The 19333-nt window shown below is 56.1% G+C and carries 16 protein-coding genes; 8 read left to right on the top strand and 8 right to left on the bottom strand.

What is annotated here, in order from left to right; all coding sequences use genetic code 11:
* Positions 1–40 precede the first annotated feature (40 nt).
* The 6 genes from glpD to ulaG all read right to left on the bottom strand — a co-directional run bounded on the left by glpD (position 41) and on the right by ulaG (position 5965).
* A complete protein-coding gene (gene glpD, locus AAZT04_RS22710) occupies positions 41–1549 on the bottom strand; it encodes a glycerol-3-phosphate dehydrogenase (protein WP_258090694.1) in 1509 nt (502 codons plus the stop codon).
* Between the two features lie 265 nt (positions 1550–1814).
* Positions 1815–2573 carry a DeoR/GlpR family transcriptional regulator gene (locus AAZT04_RS22705; RefSeq protein ID WP_020837378.1) on the bottom strand — a complete coding sequence of 253 codons (759 nt, stop codon included), beginning with the start codon at positions 2571–2573 and terminating at the stop codon, positions 1815–1817.
* Positions 2574–2609: 36 nt separating this feature from the next.
* On the bottom strand, positions 2610–3446 hold the full coding sequence (glpG, locus tag AAZT04_RS22700) for a rhomboid family intramembrane serine protease GlpG (protein ID WP_020837376.1): 837 nt from the start codon (positions 3444–3446) through the stop codon (positions 2610–2612).
* A gap of 168 nt (positions 3447–3614) precedes the next feature.
* Positions 3615–3941, bottom strand: coding sequence for a thiosulfate sulfurtransferase GlpE (glpE, locus tag AAZT04_RS22695; protein ID WP_020837374.1), 327 nt, complete (start codon positions 3939–3941; stop codon positions 3615–3617).
* Positions 3942–4025: 84 nt separating this feature from the next.
* Positions 4026–4781: an HTH-type transcriptional regulator UlaR gene (ulaR, locus tag AAZT04_RS22690; protein ID WP_404780623.1), complete on the bottom strand. Its 756-nt coding sequence runs from the start codon at positions 4779–4781 to the stop codon at positions 4026–4028.
* A gap of 119 nt (positions 4782–4900) precedes the next feature.
* The gene (gene ulaG / locus AAZT04_RS22685) at positions 4901–5965 is read right to left on the bottom strand and encodes an L-ascorbate 6-phosphate lactonase (RefSeq protein WP_116691637.1); all 1065 of its coding nucleotides are present in this window, start codon (positions 5963–5965) and stop codon (positions 4901–4903) included.
* A 404-nt stretch (positions 5966–6369) separates the two neighbouring features.
* Between ulaG and ulaA the strand changes: the two genes are divergently transcribed.
* The 6 genes from ulaA to AAZT04_RS22655 are packed head-to-tail and all read left to right on the top strand — an operon-like array spanning position 6370 to position 10797.
* Positions 6370–7767, top strand: coding sequence for a PTS ascorbate transporter subunit IIC (gene ulaA / locus AAZT04_RS22680; RefSeq protein ID WP_434681944.1), 1398 nt, complete (start codon positions 6370–6372; stop codon positions 7765–7767).
* Positions 7768–7779: 12 nt separating this feature from the next.
* Positions 7780–8088: a PTS ascorbate transporter subunit IIB gene (gene ulaB, locus AAZT04_RS22675; protein WP_046372462.1), complete on the top strand. Its 309-nt coding sequence runs from the start codon at positions 7780–7782 to the stop codon at positions 8086–8088.
* Positions 8089–8098: 10 nt separating this feature from the next.
* The gene (gene ulaC, locus AAZT04_RS22670) at positions 8099–8572 is read left to right on the top strand and encodes a PTS ascorbate transporter subunit IIA (RefSeq protein ID WP_046372463.1); all 474 of its coding nucleotides are present in this window, start codon (positions 8099–8101) and stop codon (positions 8570–8572) included.
* A gap of 13 nt (positions 8573–8585) precedes the next feature.
* Positions 8586–9242, top strand: a complete 657-nt coding sequence (locus AAZT04_RS22665) for a 3-keto-L-gulonate-6-phosphate decarboxylase UlaD (RefSeq protein WP_256814483.1) — start codon at positions 8586–8588, stop codon at positions 9240–9242.
* A gap of 9 nt (positions 9243–9251) precedes the next feature.
* Positions 9252–10106: an L-ribulose-5-phosphate 3-epimerase gene (locus AAZT04_RS22660; RefSeq protein ID WP_337048039.1), complete on the top strand. Its 855-nt coding sequence runs from the start codon at positions 9252–9254 to the stop codon at positions 10104–10106.
* Positions 10107–10110: 4 nt separating this feature from the next.
* Positions 10111–10797 carry an L-ribulose-5-phosphate 4-epimerase gene (locus AAZT04_RS22655; protein WP_337048038.1) on the top strand — a complete coding sequence of 229 codons (687 nt, stop codon included), beginning with the start codon at positions 10111–10113 and terminating at the stop codon, positions 10795–10797.
* 94 nt (positions 10798–10891) lie between these two features.
* Here the strand turns inward: AAZT04_RS22655 and AAZT04_RS22650 are convergent, their stop codons facing one another.
* Both AAZT04_RS22650 and malT read right to left on the bottom strand, forming a co-directional pair.
* Positions 10892–11440 (bottom strand): GNAT family N-acetyltransferase, encoded by a 549-nt coding sequence (locus AAZT04_RS22650; protein WP_046372465.1) that lies wholly within the window; start codon positions 11438–11440, stop codon positions 10892–10894.
* A gap of 25 nt (positions 11441–11465) precedes the next feature.
* Entirely contained in the window at positions 11466–14180 is a 2715-nt protein-coding gene (gene malT, locus AAZT04_RS22645) for an HTH-type transcriptional regulator MalT (protein ID WP_048760492.1), read from the bottom strand.
* 542 nt (positions 14181–14722) lie between these two features.
* Here malT and malP point away from each other — a divergent pair.
* A complete protein-coding gene (malP, locus tag AAZT04_RS22640) occupies positions 14723–17128 on the top strand; it encodes a maltodextrin phosphorylase (protein ID WP_258090695.1) in 2406 nt (801 codons plus the stop codon).
* 9 nt (positions 17129–17137) lie between these two features.
* Positions 17138–19228 carry a 4-alpha-glucanotransferase gene (malQ, locus tag AAZT04_RS22635; RefSeq protein ID WP_434681867.1) on the top strand — a complete coding sequence of 697 codons (2091 nt, stop codon included), beginning with the start codon at positions 17138–17140 and terminating at the stop codon, positions 19226–19228.
* The last annotated feature ends 105 nt before the right edge of the window (positions 19229–19333 follow it).

Here is a 19333-nt window from a genome sequence, read left to right as displayed (position 1 = left end):
AAAAAGGGCCGGATATCCGGCCCTTTTAACGTTTAGCGGTTTACGATGCCAGAGACAGCGTTTTCGCTTTCGCGTGTTCTGCCAGCCAGGCCTTGACTCGTGCCTGCTGCGTTTCGTCCAGCCACATGCCCAACTTGGTGCGGCGCCAGATAGCGTCATCCAGCTCGACCACCCATTCTTTTTCGATCAGGTAGCGCAGCTCGGCTTCATGCAGGCCGTGACCGAAATCTTCGCCCAGATCGTTGAGGCTGTTGGCACCGGCCAGGATCAGCTCACTGTGGCTGCCGTAGGTGCGTGCAAAGCGACGCGCCAGTGATTCAGGCAGCCAGCTGTGCTCGCGGCGCAGTTTTGCGGCGTAGCTGTCGCGATCGCCACCGATGTCGCCGCCTGGCAGCGAACCGTTTTTGGTCCACGCCGGGCCGCAGCCAGGGTAGTAGTGCGACAGTTTTTCCATCGCATGCTCAGCCAGCTTGCGATAGGTGGTCAGTTTACCGCCGAACACTGACAGCAGCGGCGCTTTACCCTGTTCGTCATGCACGTCCAGCGTGTAGTCGCGGGTGACCGCCTGCGGCGAGTCCGATTCGTCGTCGCACAGTGGGCGCACGCCGGAGTAAGTCCAGACGATATCGTCACGGCCCAGCTGTTTCTTGAAGTGGTCGTTATACACTTTCAGCAGGTAGTTGATTTCGTTATCGTCAATTTTCACGTCTTTCGGATCGCCGTGGTATTCCACGTCGGTGGTGCCGATGATGGAGAACTCGTCATTCCATGGGATCACGAAGACGATACGGTGGTCTTCGTTTTGCAGAATATAGGACTGCGGCTGATCGTGTACGCGCGGCACCACGATGTGGCTGCCTTTGATCAGGCGGATACCGTAAGGTGATTTCAGCTTCAGGCCGTCGTCGAAGAAGTTTTTCACCCATGGGCCAGTGGCGTTCACCAGGCCTTTGGCGCGCCAGGTAAAGGTTTTGCCGCTGTCGACGTCGACCGCTTCTACCATCCACAGGCCATTCTCACGCCATGCGCGGGTGACCTTGGTACGGGTACGCACTTCGCCACCGCGTTTTTCCACTTCCTGGGCGTTCAACACCACCAGGCGAGCATCGTCGACCCAGCAGTCGGAATATTCGAAACCGCGCTTCAATTCTGGTTTCAGCACCGATTCTGGTCCAAAGCGCAAACCCTTGCTGCCTGGCAGGCTGGTGCGTTTGCCCAGGTGATCGTACAGGAACAGACCGATACGGATCATCCAGGCCGGACGCAGGTGCGGCTGGTGCGGCAGACGGAAACGCATTGGGAAGGCAATGTGCGGTGCCAATTTCAGCAGTACTTCACGCTCTGCCAGCGCTTCGCTGACCAAACGGAATTCGTAGTGTTCCAGGTAGCGCAGGCCACCGTGGATCAGTTTGGAACTGGCGGAAGACGTAGCACAGGCCAAGTCTTGCGCTTCCAGCAGCAGTACGGACAGGCCGCGCCCGGCAGCATCCGCCGCGATGCCGGCACCGTTGATGCCGCCACCGATAACGATCAAGTCTTTGGTTTCCACGTCAACTTCCTCCAGATGTTCGAAATAGCTCTTTCATGTTCGTTTTCGCTCATGATTGTAATCAAAAACCAACAAACAAGCCAAGACTTAACCAAACAAAAACATTTAGGCGTGATAGAGGTAACAGTTTGGTGATAGTAGGTATACAAAAAGAAGGGGTATTTTGATCAGGAATGACCGGGGCCAGCAGGCTGAACCCCGGAGAAAACGGCAGGAATAACGGAGGTAAAAGCGGTACCGCAGGGTTAAACGTGACGGAGAGGGCTTAGCACAGTTCGAGCTGTACGTCGTACTGCTCGATGATTTTCATCACGCTTGGCGGTGGCAGTTGGTCGGTAAACAGATAGTCGATCAGGTTCATGTTACCGAGGTTGACCATCGCGTTACGGCCGAATTTGGAGTGGTCGGTCACCAGCATCACGCAGCGTGAGTTTTCGATAATTGCGCGTTTGGTGCGCACTTCGTGATAGTCGAATTCGAGCAGCGAGCCGTCCATATCGATGCCGCTGATACCGAGAATGCCGTAATCGAGACGGAACTGAGAGATAAAGTCCAGCGTGGCCTCGCCCATGATGCCGCCATCGCGGGTGCGCACTTCGCCACCGGCCAGGATCAAACGGAAATCTTCTTTGGCGGTCAGCAGGGTGGCGACGTTCAGGTTATTGGTCACCACGCGCAGGTTCTTGTGGTTCATCAGTGCATGGGCGACCGCTTCCGGCGTGGTGCCGATGTCGATAAACAGCGTGGCACCGTCCGGGATTTGGCTGGCGACGCGTTGGGCAATACGCGCTTTCTGTTCCGACCACATCACTTTACGATCGTTATACGCGGCGTTCACCGAGCTGGAGGGCAGCGCGGCGCCACCGTGATGACGTTGGATTTTGTTCTGATCGGCCAGGTCATTCAAATCACGGCGAATCGTTTGCGGGCTGACGTCAAAATGTTCGACCAGTTCTTCCGTGCTGACATACCCCTGCAGGCGCACCAGCTCGATAATTGCGTCATGACGCTGTGTTTGCTTCACGATAATCCCCTAAAACGCCCGGCTTGTACCTGGCTGTTATTGTTCGTTGTGCGCGCGATGACGCGTGTCCCAAAATGCCATCAATAACCCTAACACTAAACCGGCTACGTGTGCCGCGTTAGCGATCGACATTCCTAAAATATCGAAATATCCGGCCACCAGCCACAGAACCGAAAACACCATCAGGCCGCGTGGCAGCATCAGACCGCGTTCCGGTGCACGTTCGCCGCTAAGCCAACAGTAACCCATCAGCGCATAGACTACGCCGGACAGGCCACCGAACAAGGCACCGCTGAACAGCGACTGCGCCCAACCGCTGAAAAAGGCCGAGACCACCGCCAGCACAAACAGCTTGCCGGCGCCGAGGCGTTTTTCCATCGGGCCGCCGAGATACCACCACCACATCAGGTTAAAGGTGATGTGCAGCAGCGAGAAATGCAGGAAAGCATGGCTGACCCAGCGCCACAGTTGCGTGTACTGCTCGCTGTTCTGCGGCCAGGACAGCCAGTACATTACTGCGTCGTCGCCCAATATCTGCATCAGGATATAGACCACAATGCACAGCGCCATCACGCTCAGCGTTAGCGGGCCGGCCTTGCTGCGCAAGGTGTGCAGATAAGAATAACCCTGGTAGTGCAGCTCGGCGTCGGTCTTGCCGGCCTGCCAACTGGCGGCCCGGTAGCGGCTGTTGAGTGGATCGATCAGAAACTGCTGCAGCTCATGTTGTACCTGTTCCAGATGGCTGTCGTCAGCCAGCCAGATCTCTGCCGCTTCGCCGCTGTTGTGCACCCGTAGCTCGATGCCCTGTGTCGCCATATAGTCAACAAAGGCCTGCGCCAGGCGGGGGTTGGATACGGCGATTACTCTAACCATGGCTTTTCCGTCTAAGTGAATGATTTTAGCCGCCGGTTTACCCCGATGGCGTTGACGGCCGATTATACCGTCGAAATCCTGAGCGCAGGCAGCAGATCTGCGAAAAACCCGCAAAAACACTCACTAAAAGCGCGAAAAAGGAACCCGCCGCAGACGGCGGGAGGAGGATTATGCGGAGGTTTCAACGTCCTGAGGATATTGGCGTGCCCATGCCTCGAAGCCGCCGTCAATGCTGTACACCGCGTCAAACCCCTGATGCAGCAGGTATTGCGCCGCGCTGCGGCTGCTGTTGCCGTGGTAGCACATCACCATCACCGGACGATCAAAGTCGTTTTGCTGCATAAAGGTCTGCAGGCTGGCGTTGGTCAGGTGAAAGGCGCCTGGCGTGTGCCCGGCTTCAAAACTCTGGGGATCGCGGATGTCGACCAGCGCGGCGCTGTCGTCTTTCCAACGGCTGTGCGCCTGCTCAACGTTGATCGCTTCAAACTGTTCCATAACTGCCAACTGCCTCGTAATAAGAATATGCCGCCATTGTAGTCAATTTCGCGGCAATTAAGACCAGATGAAAATTGTGGTTTATTACACCAGTTGTACTTCAACACCTTGCAGGCGAAGCTGTTCTACGATAGCTGGAGATGCGTCACGGCCGGTTATCACCATGTCGATTTGCTCGGTGCGGCTGAACAGCATGCCTGCGCGCTGACCAATCTTGCTGCTATCGACCAGCACCACCAGTTTACCGACATAGTTCAGCATCTTTTGTTCGGCCATGGCGGTCAGCATATCGGTTTTGTACAAGCCGTCGGCGGTCAGACCGATACCGCTGGTGAACATCCAGTGGCCAGCATACAGAGAAGCGTCGCCGTCCTGCGGTGCCAGGGTGATGGACTGAATTTTATTGTACTGGCCACCCATGATCACTACGCTGTCGTGCTCTTGTTCGATCAAGTAGTTGGCCAACGGCAGGTAGTTGGTGATCACCTGCACGTCTTTACCGCACATCTCACGCCCCAGCAGGAAAGCAGTCGAGCCACAGTTAATCACTACGCTTTCGCCCGGCTGGCACAGTTGCGCTGCCGCTTTGGCAATACGCATTTTTTCGTCCAGATGCTGGGCCTGGTGGATATTGAGTGGCGTCCATGCTGCGCGAGGGGTACTGGTGGCTTCTGCGCCATTGCGAACCTTACGCAGTTTACCGATTTCATTCAGTTTGTTGATATCGCGGCGCGCGGTAGCGGGGGATATTTCAAATGCCGTAATCACGTCCGCTACGGAGATCTGCCCCTTATGCTGTAAGAGATCGAGAATGGCATTATGGCGTTGGGACTCAGTCATGCAGGCTCCATCAGGGAGTGGGGACACTTTTTTTGATTATATGCGCACCTTCTGACGATTTGAATCATTGCTGTTCAAAAGTGCGCATAGGTATGACATCAAAATGCCCCATAGCCTGGTTACAGGAAGGATTTGAAAGGCAAATCGGGTTCAAGGGTGAAGCAGTCGTCAAAACCGCGTGGGTAGTGGTACTCCAGATTATCTTTATCCAGTGGCCAGGTAAATTTGCCGCCAACCTGCCAGATAAAAGGCTTGAAGCCGTATTGGAGCCGATCCTTTTTCATTTCCCAAAGCATGCGGATTTCCTGCGGGTCGGCCTGGAAATTAGACCATATGTCGTGATGGAACGGGATCACCAGTTTGGCGTTCAATGATTCCGCCATGCGCAGAATGTCGGCGCTGGTCATTTTGTCGGTGACGCCACGTGGGTTCTCGCCGTAGGAACCCAGCGCCACGTCGATCTGATGATCATTACCGTGTTTGGCGTAGTAGTTGGAATAGTGCGAGTCACCGCTGTGGTACAAGTTGCCGCCCGGTGTTTTGAACAGATAATTTACCGCTCGCTCGTTCATGCCGTCCGGCAGCACGCCTGCGGCTTTTTGTTCCACTGGCAGCGTGATCAAGGCTGTGCGATCAAAAGCATCCAGCGCGTGGATTTCCACATCCTTGATTTTGATTACGTCCCCCGGTTTTACCGTGATGCAGCGTTCGCGTGGTACCCCCCAACCGATCCAGATGTCCACGCAGCTTTGCGGCCCGATAAAAGGCACCGAAGCCGCGCAGTTCTGCATCACGGCGGCGGCGACGTTCACGTCGATGTGATCGTTGTGATCGTGGGTGGCCAGGACGGCATCAATGTCCTTGATCGCAAAAGGATCGAGCACAAAGGGGGTGGTGCGCAGGTTGGGTTGTAATTTTTTCACCCCGGCCATGCGTTGCATCTGGTGGCCGTTTTTCATCAATGGGTTGCTATGGCTTTGTTTGCCGGTACCGCACCAGAAATCAACGCACAGGTTTGCGCTTCCCTCCGACTTCAGCCAGATGCCGGTGCATCCCAGCCACCACATGGCGAAAGTGCCTGGCGCGACCTGCTCGTCTTCAATTTCTTCATTCAGCCAGGTTCCCCATTCAGGGAAGGTGTTCAGTATCCAGGATTCGCGCGTAATCGTTGCGACTTTGCTCATGGTTAACCCCTCATCATTTGCGGTTCAGTGATTTAAATAATCACATATAATCATTTTAAGATTTAATGTGATCGATTTTGACTGAATCTAGCACCGTTTTTTTATGCTGGCAATGCAGTAAAGCGTTTGGCTTGTCACCAGGTTATCTGCAGGCCATGGATTAAAAATGCGTAAAAGGTAATTTAATTCAATGGTTAATAAGCGTGGTGAATCTTAGGGCGTTGAATCAACATAGAATTGTTTTATATCTTGCGAGGTTGTTCACAAATAATCATTTATAATCTTTTTGTGATTCTTGGTGATTGGTATGGTGAGGCTGTTCCTGCGTGACTGCGACGCCTGGTTTGGTGCTGGTGGCGTCCGCCAATGCGCAACAAGCATGCAAACGCTACCAGGAGAGCCAGATGGACACCCTTTACACCATTTTCACCGTTTTTTTTAATCAGGTGATGACTAACGCCCCGTTGCTGTTGGGGTTAGTCACGCTGCTTGGCTATGTGCTGCTGCGTAAAAGCGCGGCAGTGATCATCAAAGGCACCATCAAGACGATTATCGGCTTTATGTTGCTGCAAGCCGGTTCCGGCATTTTGACCAGCACCTTCAAACCGGTGGTGGCGAAGCTGTCGGAGGTGTACGGCATCAACGGGGCTATTTCTGATACCTACGCCTCAATGATGGCCGCCATTGAGCGTATGGGGGACGCCTATAGCTGGGTCGGATATGCGGTGCTGCTGGCGCTGGCACTCAATACCCTCTATGTCCTGCTGCGGCGCATTACCGGTATCCGCACCATCATGCTCACCGGTCATATCATGTTTCAACAGGTTGGGTTGTTGGCCGTATTTTTCTACATCATGGGCTACGGGATGTGGACCACCGTATTGTGCAGTGCGCTGTTGGCCTCGCTGTATTGGGGGATAACCTCCAACATGATGTTTAAGCCGACGCAGGCAGTAACCGAAAACAGTGGCTTTTCTATTGGCCATCAGCAGCAGTTCGCCTCATGGGTGGCCTATAAAATCGCCCCTTATCTGGGCAAAAAAGAAGACAGCGTGGAAGCATTGAAACTGCCGGGCTGGTTGAATATTTTCCACGACAATATCGTCTCCACCGCCATCGTCATGACGCTGTTTTTCGGCATCATTCTCTGCTCATTTGGCCTGGACACGCTGCAGGTCATGGCCGGGAAAACGCACTGGACGATTTACATTCTGCAAACCGGGCTGATGTTTGCGGTGGCGATTTTCATCATTGTTCAGGGCGTGCGCATGTTTGTGGCCGAGCTGACGGAAGCCTTCAATGGCATTTCTCAGCGGCTGATCCCCGGCGCGGTGCTGGCGATTGACTGCGCCGCCATTTATAGCTTTGCACCGAATGCCGTGGTCTGGGGCTTTATGTGGGGCACCATTGGCCAGTTGATTGCGGTGGCGGTACTGCTGGCGCTCGGCTCCTCCATCATGATCATTCCCGGTTTTATTCCGATGTTTTTCTCTAACGCCACTATCGGCGTGTTTGCCAATCATTTCGGCGGCTGGCGTGCCGCCATGAAAATCTGCCTGGTGATGGGCATGATTGAGATCTTCGGCTGCGTCTGGGCCGTCAAGCTGACCGGCCTGAGCGCCTGGATGGGCATGGCGGACTGGTCGATTCTGGCACCGCCATTGATGCAGGGCCTGAGCCTGGGCCTGTGGTTTATGGGGGGGGTGATTGTGATTGCACTGCTTTACATGTTCTTCGCCGGGCGCGCCCTGCGCGCGGAAGAAGATGCGGAAAAACAGCTGGCTGAAACGGCCTCACAGTAACGGGAGAGCACCATGACAGTACGAATTTTGGCGGTATGCGGCTGCGGACAAGGCAGCTCGATGATCATGAAAATGAAAGTCGGTCAATTCCTTACCCAGCAGGGCGTTAATCATACGGTGAACAGCTGTGCGGTCGGGGAGTACAAATCCGAACTGGGCGGCGCTGACATCATTGTCGCGTCGACCCATGTGGCGGATGAGATTGTCGTCAGTGGCAACAAGTATGTGGTTGGCGTGCGCAATATGCTTTCTGCGACCGACTTTGGCCCCAAGTTGATGGAAGTGATTGGCGCACATTTCCCCAAAGACCTGAGCCAGTGAGGGAACGGCCATGAAACTGAGTGACTCACTGGCACAGAACAAATCAGTCCTGCTGCAGGCGGAAGCCACCGATTGGCAGCAGGCGGTGAAATTGGGCGTCGATCTGTTGGTCGCCGCCGAGGTGGTGGAACCCCGCTATTTCAACGCCATCCTGGCCGGCGTTGAACGACACGGCCCCTATTTTGTATTGGCTCCGGGGCTGGCGATGCCGCACGGTCGTCCGGAAGAAGGGGTACTGAAAACCGGTTTTGCTTTGGTCACGTTGAAAACGCCAGTGTGCTTTGGCGATGAGGATAACGACCCGATCGATATCTTGATCACCCTGGCTGCGGTGGACAGCCGTACGCATCAGGAAGTTGGCATTCTGCAGGTGGTAAACCTGTTTGAAGACGAAGCCAATTTTGATCGCTTGCGTGCCTGCCGCACGGTGGCTGAGGTGCTGGATTTAATCAATCAAACGTCCGCGGCTGCGGCAACGCATTAATCAGGAGAGCATGATGACCCGACATTTACCTATGCTGCAGGTGGCGCTGGATAACCAGTCAATGGACGATGCCTATCGTACGACACGGCTGATCGCCGACGAAGTCGACATCATCGAAGTGGGTACCATTTTGTGCGTGGCTGAAGGGGTGCGTGCCGTGCGCGACCTGAAAGCCTTGTACCCGGATCGCATCGTATTGGCGGACGCTAAAATTGCCGATGCGGGTCAGATCCTGGCGCGCATGTGCTTTGAGGCGCATGCAGACTGGATCACCGTGATTTGTTGCGCCGATATCAATACCACCAAAGGTGCGCTGGCGGTGGCGAAAGAGTTCGATGGCGACGTGCAGATCGAACTGACCGGCTTTTGGACCTGGGAACAAGCGTTGGCGTGGCGTCAGGCGGGCGTGCAGCAGGTGGTTTATCACCGCAGCCGCGATGCACAGGCTGCCGGTGTGGCCTGGAGCGATGAAGATATCGCCGCTATTCGGCGCCTTGCCGATATGGGCTTCAAGGTGACCGTCACCGGTGGGCTGGCGTTGAGCGATCTGCCGCTGTTCCAGGGCATTCCCATTCATGTGTTCATCGCCGGGCGCAGCATTCGCGATGCTGCGGATCCGGTGGTAGCGGCACGTGAGTTCAAGCGCGCTATTGCTCAACTGTGGGGGTAAATTATGGCTATGTTGCAAAAGGCCGTCCCTTTGGGCATCTACGAAAAGGCACTGCCGGCGGGAGAGGACTGGCTGACGCGTCTGCAACTGGCGGGTGAACTGGGATTTGATTTCGTAGAGATGTCGATAGATGAGAGCGACAGCCGTCAGGCACGGCTGGACTGGAGCAGCGAGCAGCGCCTGGCGCTGGTACAAGCCGTTGCGACCAGCGGCGTACGCGTGCCTTCACTGTGCCTGAGCGCCCACCGTCGATTTCCTTTAGGCAGCGAGGATGATGGGGTGCGCAACCAGGGGCTGCTGATTATGCAAAAAGCCATCCGGCTGGCGCAGGATCTCGGTATCCGGGTGATTCAATTGGCGGGTTATGACGTTTACTACCAGCAGGCCAATGACAACACGCGCGAGAGGTTCCGCGACGGTTTGAAACAGGCGGTGGAGATGGCCAGCCGTGCCCAGGTGACGCTGGCGATGGAAATTATGGATTACCCGTTGATGAACTCGATCAGCAAGGCGCTGGGCTACGCCCATTACCTGAACAACCCGTGGTTTCAGCTGTATCCGGATATTGGCAACCTGTCGGCCTGGGACAACGACGTGCAGATGGAACTGGTGGCCGGTCGCGGACATATCGTGGCGGTACATGTAAAAGATACCCGTCCGGGCGAGTTTAAAAACGTAGCTTTTGGCGAAGGGGTGGTCGATTTTGAACGTTGTTTTCGTACCTTATTGCACAGTGGTTACCGCGGGCCCTATCTGATTGAGATGTGGAGCGAAAGTGCGACCGACCCGTTACAGGAGGTGAGGGCGGCGAAAGCCTGGGTGACTGAACGTATGGCAAGGGCAGGGTTGGCTATAGGAGCTTAGTATGCTGGAACAACTGAAACAGCGGGTCTATGCCGCGAATATGGCCCTGCCTGCGCATGGGCTGGTGACTTATACCTGGGGCAACGTCAGCGGCATTGATCGTGAACGGGGGTGGGTGGTCATCAAACCCAGCGGCGTGCCTTATGAAAGCATGCAGCCGGAGGATATGGTGGTGGTAAATATGCAGGGAGAGGTGGTGGAAGGGCATTTACGGCCTTCCTCCGATACGCCCACGCATTTGGCATTGTATCGGGAATATGCGCAAATTGGCGGTATCGCGCATACCCACTCTACCCATGCCACCGCCTGGGCACAGGCCGGTAAATCCATACCGGTGCTTGGCACTACTCATGCCGATTATTTTGCCGGGGATATTGCCTGCACTCGTGCCCTGACGGCGGAAGAAGTTGCCGGCGAATACGAGTTGAACACCGGGCAGGTGATAATCGAAACGCTGGGTTGCCATCAGCCGTTGTACACACCGGGTATTATCGTGTTTCAGCACGGGCCTTTCAGTTGGGGAAGCACGCCGGATGAGGCGGTACATAATGCGGTGGTGCTGGAAGAGGTGGCGAAGATGGCCTGGATCAGCTGCGGCATCAACCCTCAGCTGCGGCGTATTGATGGCCATCTGATGGAAAAGCACTTTAATCGTAAACACGGCGCTGCTGCTTATTACGGGCAGGGGTAAACCAGAAGGAGTTATCCCCGTTGGCGATTACCCTGGGTTGTTATGGCGGGTTCAATCAACGATCTCAGGAAAAGGGCGCCCTTTTCCTGACTCATTAAACTCCCGTTTCGACAGTCATCTTTTCGTAGCGATCGTTGAGGAGCTCTATCTCCGCCGTCACCTTGAACCCTAGCTTGCGATAGAGTGCTTTCAGATGAGGTTTTTTCGTATCTGCCAGAAGGCCGACTTTATTGAGCCCTTGTCGCCCGGCTTCCTCAACAACACGGCTTATCAGAGATTTTGCTATCCCTCGTCCTCTGCACTCCGGCAGGACGGCCAGGGAATCTATATATATTTCATCGGGGTCTGATTCATTTTCCATTTCAGCTCGATGCTCTGTTATGGCTGTGAACCCTGACTCGTCTTCTCCTTTGAAATACAGGATACAGCCAAGTATTTTTTCCTGGTCCCGAGCCACGAAGACGTTTTTATAGCCAAAATAGACATCATGGCGGCCGAAGTTCACTTCGTACTGAAACAGGGCTTCGTTGATATCGTCTTTGCCAGACAGGGCCAGTACCGCATCTTTATCCGCCAGTGCGATAAGCCTTACCACCTCTCCCGCATCAGATTTTTTAGCGTTGCCAATAATGACATCTTCCATAATCGATGAGTCCTTTCTGTATTCGTCAGGCGCCGTACCCCATCATCTTCAGCAGTTGCTGCGCCTGCTGTACCGCTTCCTGGCGATGGGCTACGCCCAACTTCTGGTACAGGTTACGGATATGGGTTTTGATGGTGGTAGCCGCCACGTCCAGTTCGCCGGCAATTTGATCGTTGCTGTAGCCGGAATAAATCAGCCCCAGAACCTGCCATTCGCGCTGCGTCAGCGGGCTGGTGCGGATCAGTTCCGGTACCTGTGGATGAGTTAGCAGCTTATCGACGAAGTTCTCGTCAAAATGCGCGAACTTATGCCGGTGATGTTGATTGATGTCGCGCAGAATACGTTGGGCGCGATGATTTTCCAACTCCGGCAGCGTATTAAGCTGAATCAATTGGCGCAGTTGCTGCGCCATCGCTTCGCCTTCAATGACGAAATGGCTGATAAATCCGGTACGGCTGGCCAGTGAAAGCGCCTCCATCAGGACCTTTTGCGCGTCGCTTTTACGCTCCATCTGCCAGTAAAGCTGGTTGCTGAGCAACAGGTTACGGTTCAGATCGCTGACCAGGCGCAGGCGGCGGGCATTGTCGTTGAGCTCATCGAGCACCACTTCGGCCTCTTCATACTGGCCCAGCATGATCTGCACCCGGGCAATGTTGCGCCACTGGCCTTGCATAAAGTGGTTGTCCGCCATGCCGGGTTTTTCGGTCTGGCGCAGCCATTGGGCCGCGGCTGCGGTGTCGCCGGTCATCTGCCAGTGGATCACTCGCGGTTTGTCGGCATTGGTCAGCCAGTCGCGGTGGTATTGAGAGCCGTGCAGCAGGACTTCACAACGTTGCATGTGCGCATTGGCGTTATCCAGATCGCCACGCGCCAGCGAGCACTTGGCCAACATGGCCATGCACTGCAGCTGCTGTTGAGGCTGATAGTTGGCCAGGATTTTCAGGCCTTCGCGGGCGGCATCTTCCGCTTCGTCCAGCCGCGACCAGGACCACAGGATTTGTGAACGGATACGCAGCAGGAACTCGTGCATCGGCAGCTGTTCCAGATGCTGTTCGCGCACCAGCTCAAAAGCTTTGTCCTGCGTTTCGTAGGCGGCTTGCAGGAACCCCTGTGCAATCAGAATTTCGCTCTGCTGCAGCAGCGCCCAAAGCGCGTAGTGGTAAGCCTGATGGCGTCGGGCCATCTGCTCGGTCTGCTGCATCATCGGCAGTGCGCGAGCCAGTTCGCCCTTGCAGTGATGGACTTCGCCGGTGACCGAGGTGGCGACGATGCGGCTGTAATAGCTGGAAAGCGGCAGGAATTTCAGCGCTTCGGTGGCCAGGCGTTCGGCCTCTTCCGGCTTGCCGGCGTTGATCGCCACCTGGGCGCGCAGGGCATCAAATTCGGCGTGCAGGGTGCGATCGACGTCAATTTTATGCTCGCGCATTGCCTGTTCTGCGCGCTCCAGCAGGGTATTCACTTCGATATAGCGGTGCTGGCTTTGTGCCAGCCAGGCCTGCAGCAGTGCAAGCTTGGGGTTTTGGATCAGCTTTTCGTAAGGAAGCGCGTTCAGACACTCTTCCAGCAGGGCCAGTTCACTGTGGTGGAACAGCGACCAGGCATGCTGCAACAGGATATCGCGCAGCATGCTGACATCGCTGGCCGCCAGCGCGTGGTGGATTGCCTCCGCCGGATACCCCAGCGCCAGCCAACCTTCGGCGGCGGCCCGGTGCAGGCCCGGCAGCTCCAGCGCCAATTCCCATTGGCAACGCTGTCGCAGGAAGGTGGCGAACAAAGGGTGGAAACAGAACCACTCGCCGCTGTCGTCCATGCGGTGGATAAATAAGCCCTGACGCTCCAGCTCTTCCAGCCGTTGCTGGCCATTGTCTTCGCCGGTCAGGCGGACGATCAGCGCATCGTTCATGGAACGCAGCACCGAGCAACGCAGCAGGAAGGCGCGCGCCTCGGCATCGACGTGATCCAGCACTTCGTCCACCAGATAATCCGACAGGTGGCTGGCATTAAGCCCCGCCAGGCGTTTGGCCGACTGCTGGGCGGAAGAAGTGGATTGACGGGCGGATAACGCAATGAGCTGCAGCGCGGTAGCCCAACCTTCGACCTCATCGCACAGCCGGCTGCTGTCATGCTGTTCCATGGGGGCCGTCAGGCGGCAGTCAAAGAACTGTTTGGCTTCGAGATGGGTAAACGCCAGCTGTTGCGTGCCCATTTCTAAAAGTTGGTCACGCACGCGCAGATTGGCAATGCCCAACGGCGGCAAGGTGCGGGACAGCAGGATCAGCGTCAGATTTTCCGGCTGGTGGCGCAGGAAAAAGCGCATGGCTTCATGAATCACGTCATTGGTGATCAGGTGATAGTCGTCAATCACCAGATACAGTGGCTGATGCCAGTCGGAAAGCTCGATAAACACCTGGGCGAACAGTGCCGACAGGCTGGCGTACTGATGCTTTTGACTCAGTGCTTCGCTCTTGACGCAGTGGCCGCCGCTGGCGTGTTGCAAGGCGGCGATCAGGTAGCTGGCGAAGCGCTCGGGTTGGTTGTCGCTTTCATCCAGCGAGTACCAGCCCAGATCTGATTTACCGGCCGCCCACTGTGCGACCAGCGTCGTTTTCCCGTATCCCGCAGGGCAATTGACCAATGTCAGGCGATAGTTGGCCGTGCTGGCTAATTTGGCCAGCAGGCGATCGCGGATCACGGTATTTTGCAGCCGTACCGGACGGCTCAGTTTCGATGGGATCAGCATAGTATTCCAGAGTGAAAATCGCGGTTTCCGTAGCCGTTGGCCTGCCCGTTGGCGTTCATTGCAGCGCGACGCCTGCCGGGATCGGAGTAGGGTTAATTATTTTATGGCTCGTAATTAATCCCCCTCCTAACTTCTGACAACGTTAAACGTATTGCAACAAGGTTCCGCATTGGCTTGGAGTTATATTGCTATTGATCACACTTTTTTACGTTTACAGCTAAAGCCCTGTGGAACCGTGGTGTTTTAGCGCGCTTGAGTGACGCAGGTACAAGAAAGCATTTATGGGCGCGCAGGCGACTGTAGCCTCTGCGATAACTGTGCTAACGTCATTGAACAAGTTTTCGCCTGGTTCTCAGTGCTCGCCGCGTCCGTCGGTGGGCTTTTTTGCATGATGCAAGGGAGTCAAAAAGTGCCTGAGATCACAATTTTAGCTACGCCCCAATCCTCCTCCCCAGCTAATCCCCAGGCGGGATGATGCCTTCACTCTTTCTCCCCGGCACGATAACGCTAATTTGACCCACTTACTGGATAGAGAGTTTTTTATGTCCCAGCCTACGCTTAAAAAGGATGCTTTCCTGGCGGCACTGACCCGTCAGTGGCAAAAGTTTGGCCTCAGTTCTGCACAACAAATGACTCAGCACCAATGGTGGGAGGCGGTAAGCGCGGCGTTGGCCGAGCAGTTGGCTGCGCAGCCTGCACCGCGCAAAAGCAGTAAGCCGCTGCGCCACGTGAACTACATTTCGATGGAGTTTCTGATTGGTCGCCTGACGGCCAACAACCTGATTAACCTGGGCTGGTATGACACCGTCGAGCAGGCATTGGCGGAGCAGGACATCAAGCTGGCGGATCTGCTGGAGCAGGAAACCGACCCGGCGTTGGGCAATGGTGGGCTGGGGCGTTTGGCGGCCTGTTTCCTGGATTCGATGGCGACGGTGGAACAACCGGCCACCGGCTACGGGTTGAATTACCAATACGGGCTGTTCCGCCAGTCGTTTAGCGACGGCCAGCAGCAAGAAGCGCCGGATAACTGGCAGCGCGAAAGCTATCCGTGGTTCCGCCACAACGCCGCGCTGTCGGTGGATGTGGGCATCGGCGGGAAACTGGAGAAATTGGCCGATGGCCGTGAACTGTGGCGTCCGGCATTTACCCTGCGCGGCGAGGCCTGGGATCTGCCGGTATTGGGCTTCCGCAATGGCGTGACTCAACCGCTGCGCCTGTGGCAGGCGACTCATCAGCATCCGTTTAATCTGAGTGATTTCAACGACGGTAAATTCCTGCAGGCGGAGAAGCTGGGCGTTGAAGCGGCCAAGCTGACCAAGGTGCTGTACCCGAATGACAACCACCAGGCAGGCAAGCGCCTGCGCTTGATGCAACAATACTTCCAGTGCGCCTGTTCGGTGGCGGATATCCTGCGTAAGCACCATCTGGCAGGCCGCAAAATTGAAGATCTGCCGAAGTACGAAGTGATCCAGCTTAACGACACTCACCCGACCATCGCCATTCCGGAAATGCTGCGCATTCTGTTGGATGAGCATCAGTTGGAGTGGGATGCCGCCTGGGCCATCACCAGCAAGACCTTCGCCTATACCAACCATACCCTGATGCCGGAGGCGTTGGAGTGCTGGGATGAGAAACTGGTACGCAGCCTGCTGCCGCGCCACTTCTCCATCATCAAACAGATCAACGCCAACTTCAAAAAGCTGGTGGACAAGCACTGGCCGGGTGACGACGCGGTGTGGGCCAAGTTGGCAGTACACCATAACAAGCAGGTCCGTATGGCTAACCTGTGCGTGGTCAGCGGCTTTGCGGTCAACGGTGTGGCGCAATTGCACTCCGATCTGGTGGTGAAAGATCTGTTCCCGGAGTATCACCAACTGTGGCCGAACAAATTCCACAACGTCACCAACGGCATCACGCCGCGTCGCTGGCTGAAGCAATGTAACCCGGCGTTGTCTGGGCTGATTGACGAAACGCTGAAGGTAGAGTGGGCTAACGATCTTGACGCGCTGAAGGGGTTGGAGAAGTACGCCGATGACGCGGCGTTCCGTCAGCGTTATCAGCAAATCAAGCGCGATAATAAAGTCGTATTGGCCAATTACGTGCACGACGTCATGGGGTTGAAACTGAACCCGGACGCGATTTTCGACGTGCAGATCAAGCGCCTGCACGAATACAAACGTCAGCACCTTAACCTGCTGCATATCCTGTCGCTGTATCGTCAACTGCGCGATAACCCGCAGCTGGATATCGTGCCGCGCGTGTTCCTGTTTGGCGCCAAAGCGGCTCCGGGCTATTACCTGGCGAAAAACATCATTTATGCGATCAACCAGGCGGCGTCGAAGATCAACAACGATCCGCTGGTGAAGGATCGCCTGAAAGTGGCGTTTATTCCTGACTACCGCGTTTCCGTCGCTGAGCTGATGATCCCGGCCGCGGATATCTCCGAGCAGATCTCCACCGCCGGCAAAGAAGCTTCAGGGACCGGCAATATGAAGCTGGCGTTAAACGGCGCGCTGACCGTCGGCACGCTGGATGGCGCTAACGTGGAAATCGCCGAGCAGGTGGGCGAAGACAACATCTTTATCTTCGGTAATACCGTGGATCAGGTGAAGGCGCTGCTGGCGAAAGGCTACGATCCGCTCAGCTACCGCAAGAAAGACAAACATCTGAAAGCGATTCTGGACGAATTGGCGAGCGGTGCATTCAGCAACGGTGACAAGCATGCTTTCGACATGATGCTGCACAGCCTGCTGGAAGGCGGCGACCCTTATTTGGTGCTGGCGGACTTTGCTTCTTACTGTAAAGCTCAACAGCAGGTAGACGAACTCTATCGTGACCGTGATGAATGGACGCGTCGTACTATTCTTAACACCGCACGCGTTGGGATGTTCAGCTCGGATCGCTCGATCCGCGACTACCAGCAGCGTATCTGGCAAGCCAAGCGTTAAGGAGAGCGAATGGATCGCAAGGTCATCGATCAGGCGGCAGCTCAGGCGGGTATCGCTGCCGATTATATTAACGCCCATGGTCAACAGCAGGCGATCGCTGAAGACACCAAGCGCAGGCTGCTGGACGCCATGGGCCGAAGCGCGTCACCGCAGGAGCCTGCGGTGACGCCGCTGCCGGCGGTGAAGGTGTTTTATCAGGGCGCGCCGGTGGCATTGCCGCTGGCGGGCAGCGGAGAGTATCAGTGGACGCTGCTGCGCGAAGACGGCGGCCGGCAGCAAGGCCGCGCCAGCGCACGCAAAACGTTCACCCTGCCGGCTGAATTGCCAACGGGCTATCATCAACTGACGCTGACACAGGGTGAACAGCAGTGGCAGTGCCGGTTGATTGTGGCGCCGAAACGCTGCTTCGAACCGGATGCCTTGTTGACCGGCAAGAAGCTGTGGGGCGCTTGCGTCCAGCTTTACACTCTTCGCTCCGATCGCAACTGGGGCATCGGTGACTTTGGCGACTTACGCCAGATGGTGGAGCAGGTCGGTGAACGGGGCGGCGCTTTTGTCGGGCTGAATCCGATTCACTCGCTGTACCCGGCTAACCCGGAAAGCGCCAGCCCGTATAGCCCGTCGTCGCGACGCTGGTTGAACGTCATCTATATTGACGTGAACGCGGTGGAAGATTTCCAGCGCAACGAAGCCGCCCAGCAATGGTGGCTGAAACCGGCAACGCAAAAAAAGTTGGCCGAGGCCCGTGCCAGCGATCGGGTGGATTACGGCAAGGTGACGCAGCTTAAGCTGGCGGCGTTGCAACTGGCATTCCCGCTGTTCCAGGCGCGTAAAGCCGCTGACTCTCAACGTCAGGCATTCGAGCTGTTTGTTATCGACGGCGGCGAAAGTTTGTATCAGCAGGCGGCATTCGACGCGCTGCATGCTCATCTTGCGGCTGCGGATGACAGCCTGTGGGGCTGGCCGGCCTGGCCGGAAGAATATCAGCAGGGTGATAGCGCTGCGGTAAAGCAATTTTGTCAGCAGCAGCAAGAACAGGTGCAATTTTACCTGTGGCTGCAGTGGTTGGCTGCCAGTCAGTTCGCCGATTGTTTCCGCCAAAGTCAGCAACAGCAGATGCCGATTGGCCTGTATCGCGATCTGGCGGTCGGCGTGGCGGAAGGGGGCGCGGAAACCTGGTGCGAACGCGAGCTGTATTGCCTGAAGGCCTCGGTTGGCGCACCGCCGGACATTCTCGGGCCGCTGGGGCAAAACTGGGGGCTGCCGCCGATGGATCCGCATGTGATGGCGGCGCGCGGCTATCAGCCGTTTATCGATCTGCTGCGCGCCAATATGACCAGCTGTGGTGCGCTGCGTATTGATCATGTGATGGCGTTACTGCGTTTATGGTGGATCCCTTACGGTGAAACCGCCGTTCACGGCGCCTACGTGAAATATCCGGTAGATGATCTGCTGGCGGTGCTGGCGCTGGAAAGTCAACGTCACCGCTGCATGGTGATTGGCGAGGACCTCGGTACCGTTCCGGTGGAAATCGTCGGCAAGCTGCGCGACAGCGGCGTTTATTCCTACAAGGTGCTGTACTTCGAACGCGACGGCGAGAACCACTTCCGCGCTCCGCAGGCCTATCCGGTTCAGGCGATGGCGACCATCACCACGCACGACCTGCCGACGCTGCGCGGCTATTGGCAAAGTGGCGATCTGAAGCTCGGCAGCAAGCTGGGGTTGTATCCGGATGCGGAGATCCTGAAAGAGCTGTTCGCCGATCGCGAACGTGCCAAACAGGGGCTACTGGATGGCTTGCATCACTATGGCTGTGTGCCGCAGAAAGTGGGCAAAAAGGCGGCGTTGTTGAATATGAGCCCGCTGCTTAATCGTGGTTTGCAGCGCTATGTCGCTGACAGCGCCAGCGCCTTGCTGGGTCTGCAGCCGGAAGACTGGTTGGATATGGCGGATCCGGTCAATATTCCCGGCACCAGCGATCAGTACCCAAACTGGCGGCGAAAACTGACCAAAACGCTGGAAGAGATGTTTGCCGATCAGCAGGTTAATCGCCTGCTGAAGGATTTGGACAAGCGGCGTCGCAAGGTCTCGGTGGGGTAACAGAGAGCCATTGTGTATTAAAGACGGGGCATGAGAACTTTAGCTCTCATGCAAATGGTAGATACCCAAATTAATTGGAGTTGCAGCTAGGCGGCAAGTGCGAGC

The organism is Serratia sp. Je.1.23.a, assembly GCF_051129805.1.
GTDB lineage: Bacteria > Pseudomonadota > Gammaproteobacteria > Enterobacterales > Enterobacteriaceae > Serratia > Serratia liquefaciens.
Note: the sequence above shows the minus strand (reverse complement) of the source record. Positions and strands in the feature narration are given on the sequence as shown.